This is a genomic window from Pedobacter sp. MR2016-19, from assembly GCF_014947265.1.
Classification (GTDB): domain Bacteria; phylum Bacteroidota; class Bacteroidia; order Sphingobacteriales; family Sphingobacteriaceae; genus Pedobacter.
The window spans coordinates 378025-402383 of sequence record NZ_JADCNK010000002.1; the positions used below are offsets into that span (position 1 = coordinate 378025).

The window sequence follows — 24359 nt, forward strand, 5'->3', positions numbered from 1 at the left end:
TCGCATATGAAATTTTTATCTTTAACCGTTGCCTTTTTGCTTGTTGGCTTATTTGCCAGCGCACAGGTATTACCGTCTTTCCAGCTGGGCATTAAAGCTGGTGCAAATTTTTCGAAATTTGATAGTGAAAACACTTTTAACAGCAATAACCGCACTGGTTTTTACGGAGGCCTATGGGCTAGGGTAGGTGCCGCAGGCGTTTATTTTCAACCAGAGCTTTATGTATCAGGAAAAAAAGCGGATTTAGTAAGCGATGCAACGGGAGAGGTAAATAAAGTGCACTTTACAAGTCTTGATGTGCCACTATTGGTGGGTACAAAATTTGGTGCCGCCGGTGTCGGACTCCGTTTAAACACGGGGCCAATGTTCTCATTGATATTAGATGAAAACCAAAGTTTTGGTCAGGCAGCAGGAAGTGTGTTCAAGGCCGACTTTAAAAATCAAGCTATGGCCTGGCAGTTTGGTGCAGGTTTAGACCTGAAAAAACTAAGCTTTGATGCACGTTACGAACTTGGCCTGTCAAAAATAAACAAAGCAGGTTATCCTGGTACTAAGCTAAATTTATTTACTGTTGGTTTAGGTTATAGGATTCTGTAATAAAAATTATTAAGAAAGAAAGGTGTTCATTAAAAATGGACACCTTTTTTTATGCCTTAGATTTCCAGGAGTGTATTTTCTGCCTATCTGGAAAAGGCTATATCAGGATTTTTAAAAGATAAAATTTGCTTTTGTAAAATTGTTGATTACATTTGTATCGTAAACGATATAATCGTTTGCGATACAAATAAAAAAATATAATATGAAAACGTTGTATGAAACAAGCGCTACCGTAACCGGCGGACGTAATGGAAAAATAACAAGTGAAAATGGTGTTTTAGAGCTTGAAGTGAGAATGCCAAAAGAATTAGGTGGTACTGGTGAGGGATACACCAATCCTGAACAGCTTTTTGCTGCTGGTTATGCCGCTTGCTTTGATAGTGCACTAAACTTAATTATGCATCAGGATAAAGTGAAGCCTGAACAACCATCTACAGTTAAAGCAAATGTTTCGTTGCACCCAGATGAAAAAGGAGGCTTCAAGTTAGGCGTTTCCTTACAGGTGCACATCCCAGGCATTGAAGCCACACAGGCTCAGCAATTGATAGAGAAAGCGCATACGATCTGTCCATACTCAAATGCGACCCGTGGAAACATTGATGTTAAATTGGAAGTAATTTAATTATAGAATTAAGCAGAGGCGTGATGACAGATAAAAATGGGCCGTCATTTCGACAGTAGTGGAGAAATCTTTAAAATAGCTTAAAGATTTCTCTGCTCTGTTCTAGCTAAATTAACAACCGATCTTTGTATTCAAAAGCAAGTTTCGGAGAAAATGTTTTACTTAGCTGAATATTTTATTGTTAAAGAAAAACCGTGCGATGGAAATAGATGAGTCTTTAAAATTGGAAAATCAATTGTGTTTTCCACTTTATGCTGCTTCGAGGTTAGTAACCAAATGTTATCAGCCTGTGCTTGATACCTTAGGTATAACCTATCCGCAATATCTGGTATTAATGGTGTTATGGGAAAACGATTCAGTTAGCCTAAGCTTGCTTTCACAGAAATTGATGCTACAATCGAACACTTTAACCCCTTTGCTTAAACGCATGCAGGAAACCGGACTTGTGGAGCGTGTGAGGTCATTAAAAGACGAAAGAAGCATCGTGATATCGCTTACAGAAAAGGGATTGGCATTGAAAGAAAAAGCACCGGTTTTACGGACTCAGCTTGGCGATCATCTGGGTATAAACCTTGAAGAAATTATCCAATTGAAAACCCTGCTTGATAAACTGATCAAAAACCTGGCTGTATAAATTAGGTTTACCAATTAAAAAGGTTTCATCTAGCCTTATTTTTCTGGTTCAACTTCGGTCAGCTCATAAGCAAACGACCCATTTTTCGGGATAATTGGCGTAGCTCTTCCAACGCTCAATGCTTTTATAAATGAAGCTCCGAAATAGAATATCAATGAAGAGTAGAATACAAAAAGCATAATTACGATAATGGATCCAGCCGATCCATAAATATTGCTGATGTTACTCAGTGGCAATAAAATCCTTAAAATATATTTTCCTACTGTAAAAAGGCAGCCGGTTAACAGGCCTCCGGAAATTGCTGCCCTCCAGGTTGGACGCCCGTTTGTTAAATACCTGAAAAGTATGGTAAACCAGGTGGTTACGATGACGACAAAAACCAATTGGTTGATGATAGAAGTTAAGACTAATCCGAAAGAAGGAGCACCGTCTTTTAGATAGGCGCCAATATAAGCCTGCACACTATCGGCCAGTAAGCCTATAAAGAATAATATCCCAGCCAATAAAATAATGGTAACGGATATGGCTCTTGATTTAAGGGTGTTAATGATCCCTTTTTTATCTTTCTGGCCTATATTCCAGATCTGTTCTAAAGAGTTTTTAATCACATTAAATAGCGTGGTAGCTACAAAAAGGAAAAATATAAAACTGAACAAAGTTACATACCAGGCCTGATCAATCCCCCGGATATTTCTTAATGTAGTTCTGATCTGTAAAATACTTTCATTATCCAGAATACTAGCCAAACGTTCGAACAGGTGTGTAGCCAATAGCCTTCTATCGGTAAACATACCGAAAAGCCTGATCAGGATAATTAATATTGGGGGTAAAGCGAAATTGGTAAAAAAAGCAGTAGCACCGGCCAAACGTAAGGGATCATTCTGCTGAAATAAATTAAATGCTTTTCTTATGGTAGAGAAAAAAAACTTCAGATCTTGTATTATCGATGGCATTACTCCTGCGTTAAACTCAAAAGGCCGAAAATAGTAAAAATACTTTGTTCAGCTTTTTTATATATGTAAAGATTCTAGTTTGTTTTGCTGAAAACCATTAAGGTTTTATCGCCATTTAACAGATATAGTTTGTTATCAACTATTTTAGCACTATTAACCTGATTAAGGGCGTGTAAGTATGCGCGTTCAGCAGCATCAGTTTCCTGACAGAACATTTTTGTGCTAAAAACATTTTTAACAGTTATTTTATGATCAGTAATTTCTCCCTGTCCGCCGTAATTGTTACAGAACGATTTTCCGCTGATTTTAAGGCTGTCAGCAAAGTTTAGCGTTGCTTTTGCTGTTGAGGGTAAAGTTAATCCAGGCAGCTCCGTTAATTCCCATTTGGTATTGGTAAAACTTGCCGGATCTAATTTTTCTTTACAGGAACTCAATAATAAGATCAACATTCCACAGTAAATAAGGTGTTTCATAACAAAAGGTTTATATGATTTCCTTTTTAACATCAAAAACTAAACCATAAAAGATAAAATTGCCTTTTGGTTTAAAACCGTGCTTATTTTTCAATCTTCATCCAATAGTGTTTTATGCCATCATAATCGAAAATAGAGATACGTTTTAAACCCACTTTTTCCAACACATGGATAGATCCCAGATTATTGATATCTGCAATACCAATAATTTCATTCAACTTTAGTTCATTAAAACCATAGTCGCGCGCGGCAATTGCAGTTTCTGTAGCATAACCCTTTCCCCAAAACTGTTTACTAAACCGATAGCCCAAATCGTAATAATCAATATGATTATTTGTAGCTTCTTTAATGAATTTTAAGCCCGACCAACCTGCGAAATTACCTGTTGCTTTTTCGATAACAGCCCATCTCCCGATACCATTTTCGGTATATTGTTTTCTGATAAATTCGATTTCTGCGATACTTTGGCCGATTGATTTTACAGGCCTGTTGCCAAGATAAAGATGAACATCGGGGTCACTGTCCATTTCAAACATACCCTCAGCATCGGCAGGCATTAGTTCGCGTAAAATTAAACGTTCGGTTTCAGCAAAAATCTTCATTTCTATGATCTTTTTTGATTAAAATTAGCATAAAATATGTAATATCTATGATGAAATTAACTCGGTGTTGGTCTGCGAAATCAGCGGGAGAAATAAGGGTTTTGTTCCCGCAGATTTAAGAAGATTTGCGCAGATGAATTTAACTTGCATTTAACTCTGTGCGCTCAGTTCCTTTTCTTTGTGATCTCTGTGATAAAAAATGATGGTTTAGCATATAGCGCTAATATCTGATTTTCGGTTAAAAAACGCGTCCAATATCCTGCAAATCAAATTTTAAACGAAAGCCGTAATTTTTTGGTGATTTTAATAATGGAAAAATAATTAAAGATTTTAAATTAGCGAAAATATATAAATAGCTATACTCATGAAAATTACGCTTTATGCACTATTACTTTCCGTTGTTTTATCTGGCTGCGGAGGCAATTCAGAAAAAACTTTTAAAGCACGCGCATTTGCGGCGAGTGATGATTTTAATGTATTTCCAAAGTCAACAAAAGACATATTAAGCATTGTAAAAACCGATTCAGGAAAACTAGCGGCTGCCGATCGCTTTGCCATTAAATATAAGGATACTACCATTACGATTGATGATGCGCCAAATGCGGAAACAAAGAAATTTAAAGTTGCTTCTTTTATTAATACGCAAAAAACAGCCGTATTGGTTCAGAGTGCGAATGAAAAAGATAAAATGGATCCTTTCTATATTGTTTATGTAAATGGCGGAAAAACAGAAGTGGTGAGTTTGAATAAGCCATCAAAAGGTGCTGAAGATAAAAAATATACAAATGGATTAGAGGAATTAACCAGGAGCAATCTGTTGGTGAACAACGATTTCTTTATCACAACAATCAACTCAAGGGTTTACCCGATTAAGCGTCAAAAAGAAGATGAACGCATCCAGGGGAAATTCTTTATGTATTCTAGCGATAAAACTACATTGGCATTTTTAACAGCCAATGCTTTATACCAGGTAAATACCAAAACCGGAGAAACTTTTAATCTACCTTTGCCTGCATCATTAACCAATCAGCCTGAAACCTTGGTAGCAAATATTCAAAGAGACTATACTTGGGTACCAAATGAGCACGGAACTTCTTTCTTAAAGAAAAATGCTGATGATGACCGCATTGTAGATATTAAAGAGTTTAAGCATTAAAAAAGTATTTAAACCTTAAATAAAATACTTTGGTTCTTGGAGGCAGGAACCAAAGTATTTTAAAATAATTTTTAATCAGCCAGGATTAAACCACCATCGTTCTAAAGGTGAGGTTTACCCTTGGCTGATTTACTTTTTTAGTAGGGGGAAGGCGGTGAAGCCAATTCGTTTGCGTTTCATCTTTCATCACCAACAAACTGCCATGTTCTAAAAATAAAGTGACCGTTTCTTTGGTGTGCTTATGTTTGAAAAGAAATCTCCTTTCGGCGCCAAAACTTAAAGATGCAATAGCTGAATTTTTCGCCAACGCTTTTTCATCATCACTGTGGTAGGCCATACCTTCATCTCCGTTATGATATAAATTGAGCAGACAAGAGTTGTAAGTTTGGCCTGTTTGTTCTTCCGAAATTCTTTTGAGTTCAAGCAGTTCTTTTGTCCATGGCAAAGCTGTTTTAGATTTATTAGAATAGGTATACGAATAAGATTCATTCCCATACCAGGCCACTTTTCTTTTGGTAATAATGTGTTTGCCCATAATAAAAGCTTCATCATTTTTCCACTCAATCGTATTCATTAATACATCGAAATAATGATCAGCTTCTTTTTTTGAAAAGAATTTTCCGAAATAATTAACCGTTCCACCGTGAGGAAGCAGGTTTTGGTTAATAGCTACCGTGCTGTTAAATAAATCCATTCTTTATATGCTGTTTTTAAGCAATGCCCACAGGGACGATAGCCATGTTGAATTGCTTCTTTTTCAGAAAGAAAAAATATGCGGTTTTCTTTCTTCATCCGCTTTCCCGATCTACATTTAAGTAGTCCGTAAATTTTCAATCTGGCATTTCCGCCGAAGCAAATATCCTTGTTTTTAAAGTGTTTTTTTAATTCTTCAGTTGAAATATCGACATGTTTAATCATGCGTAACTAAACATTGGTTTTTGCTGCTTCCCAACCAATCATGGCTGTTTTCCGGTTCACTCCCCAATGGTAGCCGCCCAAAGCACCGCTTGATTGTATTACCCGGTGGCAGGGAATGAGGAAGGCTACCGGATTATCGCCAATGGCTGTGCCCACCGCTCTGGATGCATTGGGATTTTGTAATTGTCTGGCAATGTTGCCGTAAGTGGCTAATTTGCCCATGGGGATTTTTAACAGCGCTTCCCAAACTTTTAACTGGAAATCCGTTCCTTTTAAATGCAGTTTAATCTGGTGCAGTTTGCTCCAATCGTGACTGAAAATGTATAAAGCATTTTGCTGTTCTTTATCCAATATCTGCTGGTATTGAGCCGCCGGGAACTGGCATTGCAGATTTGCAAAAGCAGTATTTTCATCGTCGTAAAAAGCGATATGGCAGATTCCTTTTGAGGTGCTGGCTACAATAACGTTACCAAACGGACTTTCTGCAAAACTGTAATTGATACAAAGGTTTTCGCCACCGTTTTTATATTCGCCAGGTGTCATGCCTTCAATGTTTACAAAAAGATCGTGCAGTCTGCTGGTTCCCGATAAGCCGGTTTCTAATGCGGTATCGAATAAACTTTGGTTTTCTTTCAGCATTTCTTTAGCATAACCAATGCTAATGTATTGCAAAAAACGTTTAGGGCTAGTGCCAGCCCATTCGCTAAATAATCTCTGGAAATGAAAGGGGCTTAGGTTTATTTTATTTGCAATTTCTTCTAAACCAGGCTGAGTTTTGAAATTCGCCTTGATATAGCTTATGGCTTCGGCTATCCGGTTAAAATTGATTTCTTCTTGTGCTTTCATGGTCTTGAATAATTTATATCCAAAAGTAGTTTGGAAAGAAACGGCAAACCACCCGAAACTTGCTAAGTTTAACCGGATTTTAAAATCCTGTTTGTTTAATTCCGTTTTCAATTAATTTCTTTGCCCTTGCAAGATCGGTATTTCCATTGATGTCAATCTGAAGAAAATAAGGCGTTTGCCACTGTTGGGTTTTCTCTGCCTGTTTATTGGTTACTACATCCCAGGGTGGATAAACCCTAATCCCTCTTTTACCTTCTATTCCTTTTGCAGTAATAATTTTATGTTTTGCCAATATGGCTTTGGGAAAAATGAACTGGCCTGATTGGCTGGCATTATTTGCAGATATTATCAATAGGTCAAATTCATCCTGATCTGTAAACGGAGTAGTAATTCCAGCTTCATCCCGCTTCCATATGGTTACAAATTGCCCCGTCTTGGTTGGGGTGATTTTAGAAAGGCGGTGTTTAATTTTTAGTCCGTTTAATTCAAAAGTGCAAGCTGCATATTCCTGACTTTCATTTTCAATTTGTAGATCGTTTATTTGATAATCAAGCGGGCTATAAACTAAATCGGATGCGGTTAGTAATATAGATGATAGCCGGTTTGTGAGATTTTCTTTTATAAGCATAACAATTGTAGAGAGATCTATTTGTAATTAAGCTTATTGCTCTTCAATGATAGATTGTCCTTTCGATTGATCTCCCGATGTCCACTGCCAGGTTTCATGGAGTCTGATTTTGCCATTGGCTAATTGCTCTGGCTTTGAATTGCAGATTCCGGTCATTAATTCACCTTGTTTATTTACCTGATGGTAGCGCATTTCGATGTTACCATTTTCATCCACTAAGCCAATCAAATGGCCAAAAATAATCTTTCCACCCTCATATTCGGCTGTCAGGATATTTCCTGATTGTTTATATCTAAACACGGTTTCATTTGATGTTTCGCCGTTTTCTGTATTGTTTACGGGTTTAAAAAGCTTGTTATTATAGTTTGTCATATTTGATAAAACTAATCATCTCCATTAGAATAAAAAAATCACAGGCCTGGCTTTCGCAAATTTTAAGTGTTTAATAGCATAAACCGAAGCATTTTAATGAGGCTAACCTAACCTAAGCTTTCTTCTCTTTTTACCAGCAGATAGTTATCATCGTTTAGCGTTAAATAACCGTATTCATAACAGAAAATATAGGTGTTCCCATTGTGGGTTTCATAACAATAGGTGTGATATTCAAAATTAAAGCCTGCTGAAACCAGCTTTTTACCAGTAGTCTTTGTTTTTCCATTTGGATTAAGCGCAACAAGGATAGCACGATTCTTTTTCAGGATGTTATTTACCCTTTTAATCACGAGGTTATCCTCAACCTTTAAACGATTGTTGTAATTGCTGCGACAAGAATCATCACAGTATTTTTTATCGGCCCTTCCTCTAATCAGGGTTCCGCAGTCTAAACATAAACGTTCCATAATAATTTCTTTTTTATTATGGGATGATGTTCTAATTTATAAAATAAAAGTGGTGAATGAAAAAAAATAAAACATCGTATTGAAGGTTCGGGGGTATATTATCCGTGTATAAACGTTTATAAACGACTATAAATGTTTACAATCCGACTAATTTTTGGTGCAGTTTGCAATTTTGTCCTGTCGGTTATCGAGGTGATGACTGTTCGTTAAACATTTAGAAACTTAAAATTTAAAGATCATGGAAAGTGCAACTAACAAAGTAGTATTGAGCGGATTTGCAGGAGCAGATGCAGAGATTAAAACTTTTGGAACTCAAAAATTGGCAAAGGTTAACCTGGCCATAAACGAAACCTATAGAAATTCTGATGGTGAGGAAGTAAAAAGAGTACAATGGTTTAATTTAACTTTCTGGAATGCAAAAGCCGAGCTTGCCGAAGCTCAGGTTAAAAAGGGTACAGGCTTAACTGTAGAAGGCAGGTTACAAACAAGAGTTTATGATGGTACAGACGGTAAAAAGCGCTATGCAATAGAAATAGTAGTTAATGATGTGACCATCAGGGAAAGAGAAAAACAAGAAGCCTTTTAGCTTATAGCATAATCGCATCATATAGATGTTCAATTTATATGATGCGATTTAAAGATTACAATTGAATAGAGAGGCCTGTATAAAAATTAATTCCCGGGGATGGGTTAAAATACCTTCCATTGGCTGCGTTTAAGTCGTTGCCTAAACTGTATTTCACGTTGAGCAGATTGTTTACCCCCGCAAATAGATCTATATGAATTTTGTTGATGCTTAAATTTCTGATGCCGAATTTGCTTTCAACCAAATGATATCTTTTCGCAAAAACGGTATTGTTATCGTTTAAAGGGATTGAAGAGGTATAATTGTGTTGCACAAAAAGGTAAAATGCTTTTGGAAAGTTAAACTCCAAACTATTCACTAAAATGCTTTCCGGAACTCCGGTAAGTTTATTGCCGCTAAAATTAATTGTGCCGTTTACAAAATTTTCAAATCTAAAATGGCTAAAAGTATAATTACTTCTCCATTGTAAACCTGTTAAAAAAGAGGAATTATTTCTGATGATCCAAAGGATAGTTTCCAGTTCAATTCCTTGCTGTTTGGTTCCCCCGGCATTGATAAAATACTCGGTATCGTTTTGATTTAACCTTCTAACAATAGCATCCTTCAAGCGGTAAGTGAATAAGTTTCCGGCAGCGTAAAAACGTTTATTTTTGGTTTTATAACGCAGACCCAATTCATAATTCCAACCTAGCTCTGCCTGTAAGTCATTATTGATATTGTTATCCGAAGACCTTACTTCTGCAATGGTTGGTGGCGAATAACCTTTACTGATTGATGCCCTGGCCGAAAAATCAGAAGTGATGAGATAAGATAATGCTGCCTTTGGCATAAACTGGGCATCGAATTTTCTTTGTTTTGAGGAAATAACGACAGGGAAATAACTCTCGTAATTATACCTGTAGAAATTTAAACTCGAAGCAAGTTCGATCAGGAATTTATTGCGGATATCGAAGTTTAACCTCAAATAAGCAAAATCCTGACTGGCTTTTAAGCGGTCTGAAGCCTGCATTTTAGTAGCTTGACCACCATTGTTATCGAAATTTTTAATCTGACTTTTGGTGGCTGAACTTTCTAACCCGATCTGAGCGTTAAATTTGAAATCTTCTTTTGTCTGCGCATATTCTAAAAATGTTCTTAAGCCAAATGTACTTTCATAGCGCTGTTCGTAATTGGTAATAAAAGGGTTCTTGAAATCGGTATAAGAGGTGAATAAAGCAATAACGTGTTTCAACCGCTGGCTGATCTGATAGAAGTTAGCTATTCCACCGAAAATGGTTTTATTGTAAATGGCAGCTTGCTGTGAAATGGCTCCAGGTAATGTTGATGTTGCGGGGCGGGCCAGTTTAGGGTTTAGGTCTAATTGTGCAGCTGTTAAGCCACCTGGTGTTTCGTATTTTAAATCGCTATAAAAAGCAAAAGCCTTTAAACTACCGGCATTGCTATAATTCCATTGCTGCAAAGTTTGAAAATATTTTCTATCCATCGCACTGTTTTGTCGATACCCATCACTTCTCTGGTATCCTTCGCTAAAACTGAAACTGTACTTTTTGTATTGCTGTGTGATTGATGCCGTTTGATGGAAGAGACCATAGGAACCTCCAGTAGCTGAAATATCAATTTCATTGCGGCTTATTGCAGGAGGATTGATTAAGATAGCACCACCTGTATTTGCACCAAAAATACTGGCTTCCGGCCCCTTATAAATTTCCATCATACCTACTGCAGAAACATCTAAAGCGTTTAGGTAGGTATTTCCACCAGCATCAGTTAAGGGGAAATCATCGATGTAAATTTTAATATTTCGTATGCCAAAAGGAGACCGGAGTAAACTGCCACGGAGCGATAAACGATAGCTACCTGGCGAACGTTCTTCCATCCGTACCCCGGGTACAGTATTTAGCATGCTCACTAATGAACTGCTGGATTGGTTTTTTATTAAGCTACTATCTACCACGTTTACAGCCGATACTGATCTTAGTAAGGTTTGGCGGTTATAGTAACCTTTTACGGTAACTTCTTCCAGTTTTTTGATCGAATCTGGTTTAAGCGTCTGAGCTAAGCCGGTAAAAGAAAGTAGGATTAACAGTAAAGTAAAATTCGATTTCAAATGGGAAAAGATTAGTCGTTTAGCCACAAACCGGCAGATAAATTTACTACATATTCTGCTAGTCTGTGGCTGATGATAAATTATTTTGCAGCTACTTTCCAGACTACGCCGCTAACATCGTCTGCAATTAGTAAAGCACCATCGGGCGTTAGGGTAACTCCAACCGGACGACCATAAACTTCTGCCTTATCCTGGTCGGCAATAAAACCAGTTAAAAAATCTTCAGGTTTTCCAGTTGGTTTGCCATCTTTAAAAGGTACAAAGGCTACTTTATAGCCAGAAATTGCCGACCGGTTCCATGAGCCATGTTGACCAATAAATGCACCTCCCTGATATTTTTGCGGAAACTTGTTACCTTTATAGAAAGCCAATCCTAACGAGGCCGTATGTGCACCAACCGCAACATCCGGAGCAATTGCTTTTTTAACCATTTCAGGGTTTTGGCCTTTCAAGCGAGGATCTTCATTCTGGCCATAATAAGAGTACGGCCAACCATAAAAAGCACCTTGTTTAACACTTGTAATGTAATCTGGAACCAGATCGTCGCCTAATCCATCCCGTTCGTTAACAGCTGTCCAAAGCATATTTGTGGATGGTGCCCAATCTATCCCAACAGGGTTTCGCAAACCACTGGCATAAATCTTTTCACCGGTTCCATCTGGATTAATTTCTAAAATATTGGCTCTTCTTACCTCATTTTCCATTCCGTTTTCACCTACATTACTGCCCGATCCAACAGTGATATAAATTTTGCTTTTATCGGCATTGGTAATGAGGTTTCTTGTCCAGTGGTTATTATAACCTCCTGCCGGAAGGCTCAGGATCTTTTTACCAGTTGCAGTTATTTTGGTGTCGCCTTTTTTATAAGGGTATTGCCACAAGCCATCGGTATTGGCTACATAAAATGAATTGCCAATAATCAGCATGCCGAAGGGCTGGTTCAAACCATTTAAAAAGGTGGTAACCGTTTCAGGTTTACCATCTTTATTCTCATCGCGGTATAGTAGAATCGTATTTGCACTTTTTCCTGGCACTTCTGATTTTGCCTTGCCTGTTACCGTATTGGCAACTGTTTCTACGGTACTTCTTTCTGAGTTGGAAAGTGCTACCAAAACATCGCCATTCGGCGCTATGTAGGTGTTGCGTGGACTTTTAATGTTCGCTGCAAATTTGGTTACTACAAAGCCTTCCGGTGCAACAGGTGTTTTTCCATCTGTCCAGCCAATTACCTTGCTGAATTTATTTTTAGCAGCATTGGTATCCGGAGCTGGTAAATTTACTGCCCCGTTTTTGGTTGTTATGGTGGTATCTTCTCCCTGTTTTTGTGAATTGGAATTAGATTGACATCCAAAAAGGACGGCAGTAGAAAGCATTGATGCGTAAAAAATCTTTTTTTTCATGTTACCCGGTTTTTTGATTAACAATTTATCTCAAAAAATATAACATCGAAAACGGAGAGAAGTTTTTAGCGCTGGTATAATTGCCGCAAGACTGAATAATAAAAGGAAAGCACCCGAGAGCACCTTCCTGGAGAGCGCATATTATTTTTCCCTGTTTAATGCTATAATTATAGCAGGGAAGTATTTTTATATTCCTTTAAATTAAGTTCTTGATTGATCTGGAGAAATCAGGTCATCAAACGATGATATAATTTGAGCTTGTGGGAGTGGAGTAAAGGAATTTGGTCATAAATTTTCCGGCGTTAATTTAAAAGCGATTAATTATCACTAAATTATAGTATTATACCTAATTTTTTAGTTAAATTTTGTTAAATTGTTTTGAACGCTATCTGATTTTTCTGGTATTTATTTTACCAGGTTTTCCTGTAATTTTTTCTCGATGTCTTTAGCATTTAGTAACAGTGCAGAGAATTGTGGATCGGATTTCACCAATAAGAATTTCCCATTAGGAAGCACAATGGCTGAAGTACCGCAGGTGGTTGCCTCGTTAAATAATAGCTTTTTTAAAAATCCCGGATCAGTTTCTATTTCCAATCCTTTTGATTTAACCGGGCTGAAACTTTTTCCTTCCTCCCGGTATTGATAAATGGCAACTTTTGGTCTGGCCTCTGCTTTTTCTTGAATATTTTTTTGAAAGGTCCATCTTACATTGTTCAGGAATTCTGCGTTCTGATAGCTAAGATCTTTCCAGCAGTCGTCTTTATTGAAATCGTATTTAATAATGATGGTGTCTTTTAAAGCAAGCCTTTCGTTTTGTTTTAAGAAATTATGCAGCGAATCGATCTGTGCCTCGGTTAACGTACCTGCTTGATAACGTTTGTTTTCGTCTACATACAATTTGGGAGAACAGGAATACAGAAAAAGGGAAAGAAAGAGAGAAGTAAATAACTGGATTTTGATTTTAGGGATAAATTTCATTTGTGTGAGCATTAATATTGTCTAATAAATTTAGAACTAAAAATTTATTAGACAATATTTTTCAGTAGAAATCGTCATTTAGGACTGAAGCGCAGCGAAATGGAGAAATCTAACTCTGTAGATTTATCGACTAAATTGCACTGCACTCAGGATTTGCAGTTTACATTAAAGCGGTCGTCATCTCGACTGGAGCAACGCGGAGTGGAGAGATCTACCTCGATAGATCTCTCGACTACGTTGCACTCCGCTCGAGATGACGACGTCTATGGGAAGTAATCTTTACAATTTTTCGGTTATTCATGTTTTTTATGTAATAAATTTAAACTCGAAATGACGACTGCGGGATTAACTCAACCTTTCAAAATCTTCGCTTTTTCCGCATCAAATTCTTCCTGCGATAAAATTCCGGCATCCAATAGCTCTTTTAAATCTAATAAAGCCTGTTTTTTTGCAGCCATATCATTTTTTGGAGCTTCAGTAATATTTTCTGTTGATACTGTGCTTGTAGCCTGAACATTTGAGTTAGCCGCAGGACCGTATTTCAGCAAAAGTTCGGTAATTTCATTAAAGCCTTTAATATTCGAATAATCAATTGCCTTTTGCTCTTTCACATTCACGATGGATGGATCTGCAGATTGTTCGAGTAAAAATTTAACCACATCTTTTTTACCGTTTGCTGCGGCATAATGTAACGCTGTGTTTCCGCTTTCATCCTGAATATTTACATTTGCGCCTTTTTCCAATAATAACTTAAGCATGCTTAAGTGACCGCTTTTGGCTGCAACATGCAACATGCTTTCACCGCCATAATTATAATTATTGTCGAAAGAGAAACTGGCAGAAATGGAAATGTTATTGGCGGTTTCTACCCACTCAAGATACGAATACATTGAATCATCATTGCCTGAAAGTGGTTTGGCATAATTTACATCCACACCATTGGCTAAAAATAACTCGACAATTTCTTTCTGGTTATTGGCGCAGGCATACCAGATTGGCGATAATCCATTTTTTGAAGAAACAAATACATCTGCTCCCTTTTCTACCAGGATTTTGGTGAGCATCCGGTTGGCATCATAACAGGCAAGCAATAGTGCAGATTCGCCATCGTGGTTAACATGGTTGATGTTTGCACCTTTATCGAGGATCAATTCAACCATTGGTGTGTTTTTAGATTTAACTGCAAAAATTACCGGCGAATCCCCATGTTTATTTGTTGTATTAATGTTAGCGCCAGATTCCAGTAGTTTCTGAACCACTTCTTTATTTCTCCAGGCAGATGCGATAAGCAGGGGAGTTTCTGCTTCGTTATTTTCACTGTCAACATCCAGGCCTTTATCGAGCAGCTTTTCCAAAACTTCAATCTGTCCGTTTTGGGCAGTTAAATGCAGCAGACTATTGCCTTTAAGGTCTTTTATATCTACCCTTGCACCTTTATCTAACAAATATAGCGCCGTTTGTTTCTGTTTTTGAAGGCAGGCAAAATAAAAGGGTGTTTCGCCATCATGATCCTCATAATCTAAATCTGCACCGCGGTCGATTAAAATTTTTACCAGGTCTAAATATCCATGATGTGCAGCATAATGCAGTGCTGTTCGGCCTTTTTCGTCCGTATAACCTACTTCTACTTCATTATTGGCCAATAAAAGTTCAGCTATTTTCCGTTTGCCGCTTTCGCAGGCAATTATAAATGACATCGACATATTTTAAGATTGTTTCATGAGCAGTTCAACAGTTTTTATTTTCAGGTTATCATCCGAGGCCAGCATTAACGCCGTTTGGTCCTTATCGTTGCTTAAAGTAATATCTGCTCCGTTTTCGATCAGGAGTTTCACTTTACGATAGGTTTCTTTTGCCTTTTCAGCTTCGTAATTTACGTTATAGGCGCAAACTTTATGTAACAGTGTATTTCCATGATCATCCGTTCTGTTGATATCTACCTGTCCACTTTCCAATACTGCTTCTAAAATATTGGCCTGTTTTTCAGCAATTACATCTAATGGAGTTTTATCTGCACTGTACCAGGTACTGTTTTGATATAAATCAGCTCCATCGTCAATCAGTTTTTTAAGGAAGTTAATGCTAGTTTCACTATTCGACATCATGCGTACATATTCGAATAGCAAAGTTTCTCCTTTTTTACTTACCTGATCAAACGCCGGTGAGTCAAAGTTGCGGAGCGTGGCGTAAATGTTTTCACTTTGCGCATGTGCTACTGCATAAAAGAAAGCTGAATTTCCCTCTTGGTCGGTCTGGTTTGGATCTGCACCATTTTCGAGCAGGTGTGCGATTAAATTTTTCTTGTTAAATTTTATAGCGGTAATTAAAGGTGTTTCCTGCACAATATTGCCTTCGTTAATATCAACGCCTTCATTAACAAGAATATCGATATATCCTTTGAGTAAATCGCTGGTCTGCTCGTCATTCAGGTTGTATCTGCGGAAATTGCTTTTTACTACCTGATGGATGTAGTTTTCTTCGGCATTGTTTTTAAAATTAGTCGTGCATCCTGCGTCGATGCAGGCTTTGATTACGCCTAAACCAACGCCATTTTCGAAGAGGTAACCCAATAAGGTTTTCGCATTTACTTCATCGTTCAGGTTATCGAAGTGGCCAATAAATTCGTTGAAGAAAGCAATGTCTTCATCTTCGTTGCCCAAATTGCGTACGATACTCTGAAAAATATTTTTATCAAAATTGTCGAATTCATAAATATCGGTTTCGATGGTTTTATCCTTTACCATCATGTTTAGGATTTCATACTGTTTTTCTTTGATGAGGTTGTCGAAAATTGATGATTTTTGATGATCCTGTAGGTTTTTGGAGAGTTTTTCGCCGTTTTGCATCAAGCTTTTTGCTTCGTCAAATTTTCGGGCATTTAACTGTTGATCTAAGGTAGTTTCGGTCATTTCAATTAAAATTTTTAAAATAGATAGATATATTTGTTTCACGCTACAAAAGTTTAGCCAAATAGTTTGCTTAAATAAAAATTATTTGGAATGTTGCAGAGAATCAGAATGATAAAGAATGTCTTGTTAGTCGCTTATTTTTGGAAAGCAATTGAAGTGTTCTATAGGTTAATTTCTTCCTGCTCTACCTGCTGCCATGAAAAATGGCATTCGTTCGATCAGGTTTAGTTTGGTCATTTTCTGCTACTATGCCGGTTTTCCGTACTACAGGCCTAAATTTATAGCCCTGATCGGAGCGGGCATCCCCTGATATTCATCCTACTGTGTGGATACATCTTTTTAAGGATAGTTTAGGCATTTTGCTAACCAACTTTAATAAAGCACGGATTTTAACCAAGGACGCTGTCAATCCCAAGAGCCAGGGAAATCAAAAAAACAGTTGCAATTCAGGTAAATTGGCAGTAACAAACCTGAAACGCAGTGGTTTTGTGTTCATAACGATGATTTAATTTTAAAAAAAAATTGAACACAAAACGAAGTGCCACTGTTTTTTTGATGTGCATGGGATTGTGCAAAAGGCTCATTGCTGGATTGGCAAAGCGCTTTGGGTACTTTGGCGCTCCAAAGTACCATGCCACCGCGGCATAGAGCGGCAGAAAAATTCTAATTAATTGTGTCCACACAGTATATTATTTTATCAGGATAAAGCTGCGAGAGGACTACCTTTAAAAATAGCGAACGACATTGCGCTTCAAGAATAACTGGCAAGCTTAATATAATATTGATAGTTTGTTTATTTTCAGGAAAGCAATTTTAGTATTGCATAGGTTAGTTTCTTCCTGCTCTACCTTCTGCCATGAAAAATGGCATTCGTTCGATCAGGTTTAGTTTGGTCATTTTCTGCTACTATGCCCGTTTTCCGTGCCACAGGCCTAAATTTATAGCCCTGATCGGAGCGAGCATCCCGATTTTTTCCATCGGGATAAAGCGGAGAGCAGGACTAACTTTAAATATGAAGAATGACATTGCGCTCCAAAACAAAATTTAGTCATTAATGTTTTACTTGTCATCTGCAAAATAACGGCACGTCCAAACCAGAAATAACATTGCGATGTTCCTTAATTCATTCGATTATTTTATCTTTAGGCGATTTTAAAAAGATCGGTTTACAAAGCCATAAACCGATCGAATCATTAAATAAATAAGCAAAATCAATATAACATGTCAAATACATCAAAAATTATCTACACCAAAACCGATGAGGCGCCAATGTTGGCTACTTATTCACTTTTACCTATCGTACAAGCTTTTACCGCATCAGCAGGTATTGATGTAGAAACCAGAGATATTTCTTTAGCAGGAAGAATTTTGGCCAACTTTCCGGAGTATTTAAAAGACGATCAAAAAATTGGTGATGCACTGGGAGAACTTGGTGCTTTGGCTACTACCCCAGAGGCAAACATCATCAAATTACCAAATATTTCTGCTTCTATCCCACAATTGGTAGGCGCAATTACTGAGCTTCAGGCGCAGGGCTTTGCTATTCCAAATTACCCTGATAATGCGCAGAGCGACGAAGAAAAAGCAATTAAAGCTAAATATGCAAAAGTTTTAGGTTCGGCTGTAAATCCGGTTTTACGTGAAGGTAACTCTGACCGTAGGGCGCCCAAAGCAGTTAAAAACTACGCTAAACAAAACCCGCATTCAATGGGAAAATGGTCTGCAGATTCGAAAACCAAAGTGGTAAGCATGACTGAAGGCGATTTTTATGGTTCGGAGAAATCTACAACTGTTGCTGAAGCAAGTCAGTTTAAAATAGAATTTGTAGCTGCAGATGGTACGGTAACCGAATTAAAGGGTTTATCGCCATTAAAAGCAGGAGAAGTGATTGATAGTTCTGCATTGAGCTTATCGGCATTGAAAACTTTTGTAGCCAAAGAAATTGCTGAAGCTAAAGCTGAAGGCGTTTTATTATCAGCGCACTTAAAAGCAACGATGATGAAGGTTTCTGATCCGATCATGTTCGGTGCTATTGTAGAAGTTTATTTCGCAGATGTTTTTACCAAATATGCTGATCTTTTCAAAGAACTTAACATTGATACAAGAAATGGTTTAGGTGATGTGTATGCAAAAATTGCAGGCAATGCAAAACAGGCAGAAGTTGAAGCCGCTTTAGCGCAGGCTATTGAAAATGGACCAGCTTTAGCCATGGTAAACTCTGATAAAGGAATTACCAACTTACACGTACCATCTGATGTGATTGTTGATGCTTCTATGCCGGCAATGATCCGCACTTCGGGCCAGATGTGGAACAAAGAAGGTAAACCTGAAGATACGATCGCTTTAATTCCAGACCGTTCTTACGCGGGTGTATATACTGCAACCATTGATGACTGCAAAGCGCATGGTGCTTTTGATGTAACCACCATCGGTTCGGTGCCGAATGTTGGCTTAATGGCTCAAAAAGCTGAAGAATATGGTTCGCACGATAAAACTTTCCAGGCTGCTGGTGCAGGAACTATCCGTGTTACTGATGCAGATGGTAAAGTATTTTTCGATCAGAAAGTAGAAAAAGGCGATATCTTCCGCATGTGCCAGACTAAAGATGACCCGATTCAGGACTGGGTAAAATTAGCGGTAAATAGGGCACGTTTATCAGAAACCCCTGCGGTTTTCTGGTTAGATGAGCAAAGAGCGCATGATAGAGAAATCATTACTAAAGTAAATACTTACCTAAAATACCACGATACTGCAGGTTTAGATATCCGCATCTTAGCGCCAATCGAAGCGACTAAGTTTACATTAGCGCGTATCCGTAAAGGTTTAGATACCATTTCGGTTACCGGTAATGTATTACGTGATTATTTAACCGATTTATTTCCGATTTTAGAGTTAGGAACTTCAGCGAAAATGCTTTCTATCGTTCCATTAATGAATGGTGGCGGTTTATTCGAAACCGGTGCCGGTGGTTCTGCTCCAAAACACATTGAGCAGTTTATAGAAGAAGGTTATTTGCGTTGGGATTCGCTTGGTGAGTTTTTAGCACTTCAGGCTTCTTTAGAGCATTTATCTCAAACCCAAAACAATGCAAAAGCACAGGTGTTGGCTGATGCTTTGGATGAGGCAAATGCTAAATTTTTGGCAACTGATAAATCGCCGGGCAGAAAATTGGGTACTATCGATAACCGTGGTTCTCACTTCTATTTAGCCTTATATTGGGCTGAGGCGTTAGCTGCTCAGAGCAAAGATGCAGATCTGAAAGCCAGATTTGCACCATTGGCTAAAACTTTGTTAGAAAATGAAGCCAAAATCAACGAAGAGTTGATCAGTTCACAAGGCAAGCCTCAAAACATTGGTGGTTACTACAACCCTAATGATGAGTTGGCAAGCAAAGCCATGCGCCCAAGTGAAACATTAAATACCTCTTTGGCTAGTTTATAAGCTAAATTGAGTTGTCAACTTTAATATGCTTCTAGTATGGAAGTTGACAACTCTTAAAATATTTTAGGCGTTCCGATATAAAAATTGGGGCGCTTTTTTTATGAGTTGTCAACTTTAATGTGCTCCTGGTACGGAAGTTGACAACTCTTTATTACCATTTCTGTCTTACGAGACTATCTATTGGATAATGGGTTCTATTACTTCAGGCGCTCTTGAGCCTCAATTTGTTCATGTCAAAACTTTTGAGTGGTAAGCATTAATTTGTTCGTTAACCCAAAATTCCTGTGTGGTATAATCATCAGGCCAATCTTTTCTCGCTTTTGCTTTAAGTTTTCGGATAATTTCTTCTTTAGCAGCATCAATTACATCATTTTTGGGTACTTTTCACTGTTTTAATCCCTCGGTCTGTGTCCCCACAGATCGAAAGAAAACCCAATTAAGTTACTACAATTTACATCTTGTATTAGCTTACGGCTAGATGATTACCGGCTGAGGGATAGCAACGGAAAGCCCACAGCCCGGTTTTCATCGGGCGAGGACTTGGTTGTATAGCCCGACCCTTGCGCAGCTTGGGGCACGCCCAGATAATAACAAAATTCTTTTGCTAAAGAAAAACCTTATCTGCACCGCTTTGTTATAACAATATAAATTATAGGAGACCAATACCATGGCAATTAACGAAAATAAAGGATCGCAGGATAAAATACATAGCACAACAGAAAATAGCGAAATCAACAAAGAAAATTTATCTTATGATAAAAATAAAGAGAGTTACGAACTCGATGTAAAGGGAACGGACAGCGAATACGATCATCCGATGGGATATGAAACGGTGGCTGCCGGTGCAAAAGATGACGATTCTACTTACGATGAGGCTAACCCTTATATTGGTGATGAATATGCCAGAGATGAAGATATAGCAAACGATGAGCTGGAAGAATTGGGAATGCATGTAGATAACGGAGAAAGTGTTAAACTAAGTCCGGAAGATGAAATTCTTGCCCGTACACCAGAGGATAACCGCGATGATTTAGACGAAGAAGGTTACCCAATTAATGATGAGAAAGAAAAATAGTCAGGAGATAACGTTGGTAAGATACTGATTTGACGAAACAACCATAAATAGAAAAGCAGGGTTATACTAAAAGTGTGATCCTGCTTTTTGCTTTGGTTAAAAAACTATTCATTTTTACGGATTAATATCTAAATTAAACCTCCGGCGTAATTCGTCCAGCTTTGGATTTTTGTTTACGAGATAATCGTACTTTTCGCGATTTCCGTAGAGCCTGTTTTCTATCTTGCGTTCCATTAACTTATAAGTAACCTCAACACCAAAGTTTCTAAGCTCGTTCCGTAAAAAATTTAAAAGTTCAACAGACTCTTGTTGTACAAGATGCTCCTGCGTTTTACTCTCTACCGAAATCTCGATTAGCTGAGGACTTAAAAGTGTAGGGGCAAAATTGTTTAAGATGGTAAAAAGATTAATCCGGTCAGTGGCTTTCATCTTTTGAGTAAATGCATTCCAGACTTCCAGTAAACGATCGTAACTGAAGGCTTCTCTGGCATCGCCCGTAACTTTTTTGGGTCCGTCATCATCATCTCCCTGGGCTACACGTTCCAAATCATTTAACGAAGGGATGAGTGTACTGATTGCGTTTGCCTTTGGAATATTAATACTGATGGAAGTGGCAGATGGTGGCGGACCAACCCGCTGACTTTCCTTTGGCTTTTCTGCTACTGGTATGCTAGCCGAAACAGGAGTATTAACAACAGGTGCAACAGCCTGAGCGGTATTTTCAACCTCAACTTTAGGCTTTGGGCTTTCAGCTGGCTCAGCTACGACATTAGTTTTTTTTTTATCCTGATCTGCGTCAGTTGCTGTGTTATTAGGGCTTAAAGGCTGTTGTGCTAAATTGACGACTGACCGGATATGGCACATTTTAATCAGTGCCAACTCTACCTGCAAACGCTGGTTTTTAGAATTCTTGTAATTCAGATCGCAGGTATTGGCCAAATTTAATGCCGTTAATAAAAACGATAATTCTGTTTGCCTGCACTGATCGAGGTACTTTTGTTTGATATTTTCACTCACCTCCAACAATTTAATGGTAGCGGCATCTTTACCTACTAATAGGTTTCGGAAGTGACTGGCCAAACCATTGATAAAGTTGTTGCCATCAAAACCATTGTTCAGAATTTCATCGAACAGGAGCAGGGTTTGGCTAACTTCTGCTGCGGTTAGGTAAGAAGTAAGTTTGAAAAAGTAATCGTAATCTAGAATGTTAAGGTTGTCGATTACTGCTTTATAAGTGATGTTCTTATTGGCATAACTGGCAATCTGATCGAACATTGAAAGTGCATCACGCAAACCACCATCTGCTTTTTGAGCAATAATGTGTAAACCATCACTTTCGAAAGCAATATTTTCGCGTTGGGCAATGGTTGACAGGTGACTGGCAATATCTTCTACCTGGATACGGTTGAAATCAAAAATCTGGCAACGCGATAAAATAGTCGGCAGGATTTTATGTTTTTCGGTGGTGGCCAGGATAAAAATAGCATAAGAAGGCGGTTCTTCCAATGTTTTCAGAAAGGCATTAAATGCACTCTGAGATAACATGTGAACCTCATCAATGATATAGATCTTATATTTTCCAGCTTGGGGCGGTATACGAACCTGCTCAATTAAGCTACGGATATCATCAACTGAGTTGTTTGATGCCGCATCTAATTCGTGAACATTAAAGGAATGCCCGTTCTGGAAAGAAAGACAATTGTCGCATTGACCACAAGCTTCCATTTCGGCTGTAGGGTTGGTACAGTTAATGGTTTTTGCAAGGATACGTGCACAGGTAGTTTTACCCACCCCACGCGGCCCGCAAAATAAAAATGCCTGGGCAAGCTGATTGTTTTTGATGGCGTTTTTTAACGTACCGGTAATATGCTGCTGGCCAACAACGGTTTCGAAGGTGGCTGGGCGGTATTTACGGGCAGAAACGATAAAATTTTCCATCGGCACGAAAATAGGAAAAATTTAGGTGTTGTAAGATTGAAAAGTTGGAATGTGGAAAAGTTGAAATACTGAAATGATTTGTAAAAGATTATGTAACATTTAATGATAAAATTAATCTAATTGTAAAACTTTATAAATGAGGATATTAATTTTTATTGGCGCAATAATGTTGTCTTTTTCAGGCACTTCGATGGCACAGGTTGATACTATAAATGCACAAAACCATAAATTGGTGATGAGCAATCTGAAGGAGGGAAAAAACAGTTACCTGGTTTATATGACTGATTCTCTTGAGACGAAACGGACTATCGGAGATATATGGGAGAGAACAACTGCTTTTAAAAAAAGAGATAAAAATGAAGTTGTAGAATTTGGTTGGAAATGGCTCCACAACGATTCACTTTTCGCCGCAGTAACAAACATCTGTGACCGGAAAACAATGTCTCCAATTTATCATTATGCCAGTTATAAACGCAGAGGCGTTTTTGCATACGATTATAAAGATGGCTTGATGCAGCCATCTGATACCGTAAAAAATAATGATGCAATCAAAAAAGGTCCGGTTAAATTAGATATTCCGATCATTTCGTGGGAGCAGGATTTAGAAACTTACCGATTATTGCCAATTAAAAAAGTTGGCCAGCAGTTTGATATTTCCTTTTTCGATCCTAACGAAAAATCAGCAACCTATCATCGTTATGAAGTGGTTGGCAAAGATAATTTGAAATTGAATGCAGATATAACAGCTAATTGCTGGCTGCTTAAAATTAATTACAGCAAAGACAGTTATGCTATTTTCTGGTTAACCGGGAAATCAAAAGAGGTAATTAAAATGAAAGAATATTATAAAGGTAACTACCGTATAAAAGTGAAGCAATATTGATTATATTAATGATAAAGGTTGTAAAACTGTTTATATCTTTCTTCAAACTTGTCAAAACTGCCAAAAGTTAGTTCAATCGATTTTTCGGTATCGTAGCCTTGAGTGTTTAGTTTTATTATTTTTTTAAGCAGGTCTGTTCTTTTCGATTTTATAAAAAAGTAGATCATACTATAGGCTGTGTTGTAATTGTCGTCTATACCATGCCCGTAAAACGAACCGCTATATATTTTAAAGAAATTTTTTAACCTTTCGCTGTCTTTCGAATCTATTCCTGCTTTTATGCTCTTAATTCTGCCGCTTTGCGGGTAAGCGTATAAATTCCCCTCGCTGTCAAAATCCAGCGTTTCGAAAAACTCTGCTAATCCTTCATTTAACCATTTGGGAGAATTTTTAAAATTAAACTGAAAAATACTATGACTGGCCTCATGGAGTGCTACCGAAATGAAATCGCTGCTCTTGTATACAAAGGCTTCATTAATTGCGGCAATATAAAATCCGGCACTATTTATTGGTGCGCTGTATGTTTTTTGCGCTAACCGGTAATCTTTATTTTTTCCATATAGGTTTATTTTTACCGGGGCGGTAATGTTTTCTCTTGTCTCAAAAATTTCGTTGCAGAACATGCGTTCGTAAGCAATTAGTTTTTCTATTTTCTTTTGCTCGTTGTCGTTTATCTTGCAATTAACTAAATTAAGGTCAACGTATTGGGCGTAAAGGGGCATACTGATCATATTTGCTATTACAAGCAGCAGAAATTTATTCATGTTACTGTCT

General features: G+C 37.8%; 24 protein-coding genes. 8 read left to right on the forward strand and 16 right to left on the reverse strand.

Annotation, left to right across the window (positions count from 1 at the left end; translation table 11 throughout):
* The first annotated feature begins 6 nt into the window (after positions 1–6).
* From IM793_RS03910 to IM793_RS03920, 3 genes are all read left to right on the forward strand, one after another.
* Complete coding sequence (locus IM793_RS03910) at positions 7–597, forward strand: porin family protein (protein ID WP_193419827.1); 591 nt, start codon at positions 7–9, stop codon at positions 595–597.
* Between the two features lie 202 nt (positions 598–799).
* Positions 800–1219 (forward strand): organic hydroperoxide resistance protein, encoded by a 420-nt coding sequence (locus IM793_RS03915; protein ID WP_193419828.1) that lies wholly within the window; start codon positions 800–802, stop codon positions 1217–1219.
* A 199-nt stretch (positions 1220–1418) separates the two neighbouring features.
* The gene (locus IM793_RS03920) at positions 1419–1853 is read left to right on the forward strand and encodes a MarR family winged helix-turn-helix transcriptional regulator (RefSeq protein ID WP_193419829.1); all 435 of its coding nucleotides are present in this window, start codon (positions 1419–1421) and stop codon (positions 1851–1853) included.
* A 35-nt stretch (positions 1854–1888) separates the two neighbouring features.
* Here the strand turns inward: IM793_RS03920 and IM793_RS03925 are convergent, their stop codons facing one another.
* From IM793_RS03925 to IM793_RS03935, 3 genes are all read right to left on the reverse strand, one after another.
* Entirely contained in the window at positions 1889–2806 is a 918-nt protein-coding gene (locus IM793_RS03925; RefSeq protein ID WP_193419830.1) for a YihY/virulence factor BrkB family protein, read from the reverse strand.
* 74 nt (positions 2807–2880) lie between these two features.
* A complete protein-coding gene (locus IM793_RS03930; RefSeq protein ID WP_193419831.1) occupies positions 2881–3279 on the reverse strand; it encodes an META domain-containing protein in 399 nt (132 codons plus the stop codon).
* An 83-nt stretch (positions 3280–3362) separates the two neighbouring features.
* Positions 3363–3881: a GNAT family N-acetyltransferase gene (locus IM793_RS03935; protein WP_193419832.1), complete on the reverse strand. Its 519-nt coding sequence runs from the start codon at positions 3879–3881 to the stop codon at positions 3363–3365.
* A gap of 364 nt (positions 3882–4245) precedes the next feature.
* Between IM793_RS03935 and IM793_RS03940 the strand changes: the two genes are divergently transcribed.
* Entirely contained in the window at positions 4246–5037 is a 792-nt protein-coding gene (locus tag IM793_RS03940) for a hypothetical protein (RefSeq protein WP_193419833.1), read from the forward strand.
* Positions 5038–5122: 85 nt separating this feature from the next.
* On the opposite strand, the gene IM793_RS03945 is transcribed toward IM793_RS03940, so the two are convergent.
* The 6 genes from IM793_RS03945 to IM793_RS03970 form a co-directional block, all read right to left on the reverse strand.
* Positions 5123–5731 (reverse strand): alpha-ketoglutarate-dependent dioxygenase AlkB, encoded by a 609-nt coding sequence (locus IM793_RS03945; protein ID WP_193419834.1) that lies wholly within the window; start codon positions 5729–5731, stop codon positions 5123–5125.
* Entirely contained in the window at positions 5707–5955 is a 249-nt protein-coding gene (locus IM793_RS03950; protein ID WP_193419835.1) for an Ada metal-binding domain-containing protein, read from the reverse strand. Before IM793_RS03950 ends, IM793_RS03945 begins: the two co-directional genes overlap by 25 nt.
* Positions 5956–5961: 6 nt before the next feature.
* Positions 5962–6801 carry a methylated-DNA--[protein]-cysteine S-methyltransferase gene (locus IM793_RS03955; RefSeq protein WP_193419971.1) on the reverse strand — a complete coding sequence of 280 codons (840 nt, stop codon included), beginning with the start codon at positions 6799–6801 and terminating at the stop codon, positions 5962–5964.
* A gap of 79 nt (positions 6802–6880) precedes the next feature.
* A complete protein-coding gene (locus IM793_RS03960) occupies positions 6881–7429 on the reverse strand; it encodes a MepB family protein (protein ID WP_193419836.1) in 549 nt (182 codons plus the stop codon).
* Between the two features lie 33 nt (positions 7430–7462).
* Positions 7463–7801, reverse strand: a complete 339-nt coding sequence (locus IM793_RS03965; RefSeq protein ID WP_193419837.1) for a n-acetylglutamate synthase — start codon at positions 7799–7801, stop codon at positions 7463–7465.
* 107 nt (positions 7802–7908) lie between these two features.
* On the reverse strand, positions 7909–8268 hold the full coding sequence (locus IM793_RS03970; RefSeq protein WP_193419838.1) for a hypothetical protein: 360 nt from the start codon (positions 8266–8268) through the stop codon (positions 7909–7911).
* A gap of 238 nt (positions 8269–8506) precedes the next feature.
* Between IM793_RS03970 and IM793_RS03975 the strand changes: the two genes are divergently transcribed.
* Positions 8507–8854, forward strand: a complete 348-nt coding sequence (locus tag IM793_RS03975; protein ID WP_193419839.1) for a single-stranded DNA-binding protein — start codon at positions 8507–8509, stop codon at positions 8852–8854.
* Between the two features lie 55 nt (positions 8855–8909).
* Here IM793_RS03975 and IM793_RS03980 read toward each other — a convergent pair whose 3' ends face one another.
* From IM793_RS03980 to IM793_RS04000, 5 genes are all read right to left on the reverse strand, one after another.
* On the reverse strand, positions 8910–10961 hold the full coding sequence (locus IM793_RS03980; protein ID WP_193419840.1) for a TonB-dependent receptor: 2052 nt from the start codon (positions 10959–10961) through the stop codon (positions 8910–8912).
* A gap of 80 nt (positions 10962–11041) precedes the next feature.
* A complete protein-coding gene (locus IM793_RS03985; protein ID WP_193419841.1) occupies positions 11042–12361 on the reverse strand; it encodes a sorbosone dehydrogenase family protein in 1320 nt (439 codons plus the stop codon).
* Between the two features lie 405 nt (positions 12362–12766).
* The gene (locus IM793_RS03990; protein ID WP_193419842.1) at positions 12767–13339 is read right to left on the reverse strand and encodes a hypothetical protein; all 573 of its coding nucleotides are present in this window, start codon (positions 13337–13339) and stop codon (positions 12767–12769) included.
* Positions 13340–13689: 350 nt separating this feature from the next.
* A complete protein-coding gene (locus IM793_RS03995; protein WP_227256132.1) occupies positions 13690–15036 on the reverse strand; it encodes an ankyrin repeat domain-containing protein in 1347 nt (448 codons plus the stop codon).
* A 9-nt stretch (positions 15037–15045) separates the two neighbouring features.
* Positions 15046–16290 carry an ankyrin repeat domain-containing protein gene (locus tag IM793_RS04000; RefSeq protein WP_370629757.1) on the reverse strand — a complete coding sequence of 415 codons (1245 nt, stop codon included), beginning with the start codon at positions 16288–16290 and terminating at the stop codon, positions 15046–15048.
* Positions 16291–17469: 1179 nt separating this feature from the next.
* Here IM793_RS04000 and IM793_RS04005 point away from each other — a divergent pair.
* Complete coding sequence (locus IM793_RS04005) at positions 17470–19689, forward strand: NADP-dependent isocitrate dehydrogenase (RefSeq protein ID WP_193419844.1); 2220 nt, start codon at positions 17470–17472, stop codon at positions 19687–19689.
* 667 nt (positions 19690–20356) lie between these two features.
* Positions 20357–20764: a hypothetical protein gene (locus tag IM793_RS04010; protein WP_121282405.1), complete on the forward strand. Its 408-nt coding sequence runs from the start codon at positions 20357–20359 to the stop codon at positions 20762–20764.
* A gap of 114 nt (positions 20765–20878) precedes the next feature.
* On the opposite strand, the gene IM793_RS04015 is transcribed toward IM793_RS04010, so the two are convergent.
* Positions 20879–22702, reverse strand: coding sequence for a DNA polymerase III subunit gamma/tau (locus IM793_RS04015; RefSeq protein ID WP_193419845.1), 1824 nt, complete (start codon positions 22700–22702; stop codon positions 20879–20881).
* Between the two features lie 136 nt (positions 22703–22838).
* Between IM793_RS04015 and IM793_RS04020 the strand changes: the two genes are divergently transcribed.
* A complete protein-coding gene (locus tag IM793_RS04020) occupies positions 22839–23585 on the forward strand; it encodes a hypothetical protein (RefSeq protein WP_193419846.1) in 747 nt (248 codons plus the stop codon).
* Between the two features lie 5 nt (positions 23586–23590).
* Here IM793_RS04020 and IM793_RS04025 read toward each other — a convergent pair whose 3' ends face one another.
* Positions 23591–24349, reverse strand: a complete 759-nt coding sequence (locus tag IM793_RS04025; RefSeq protein ID WP_193419847.1) for a DUF1570 domain-containing protein — start codon at positions 24347–24349, stop codon at positions 23591–23593.
* Positions 24350–24359 lie beyond the last annotated feature (10 nt).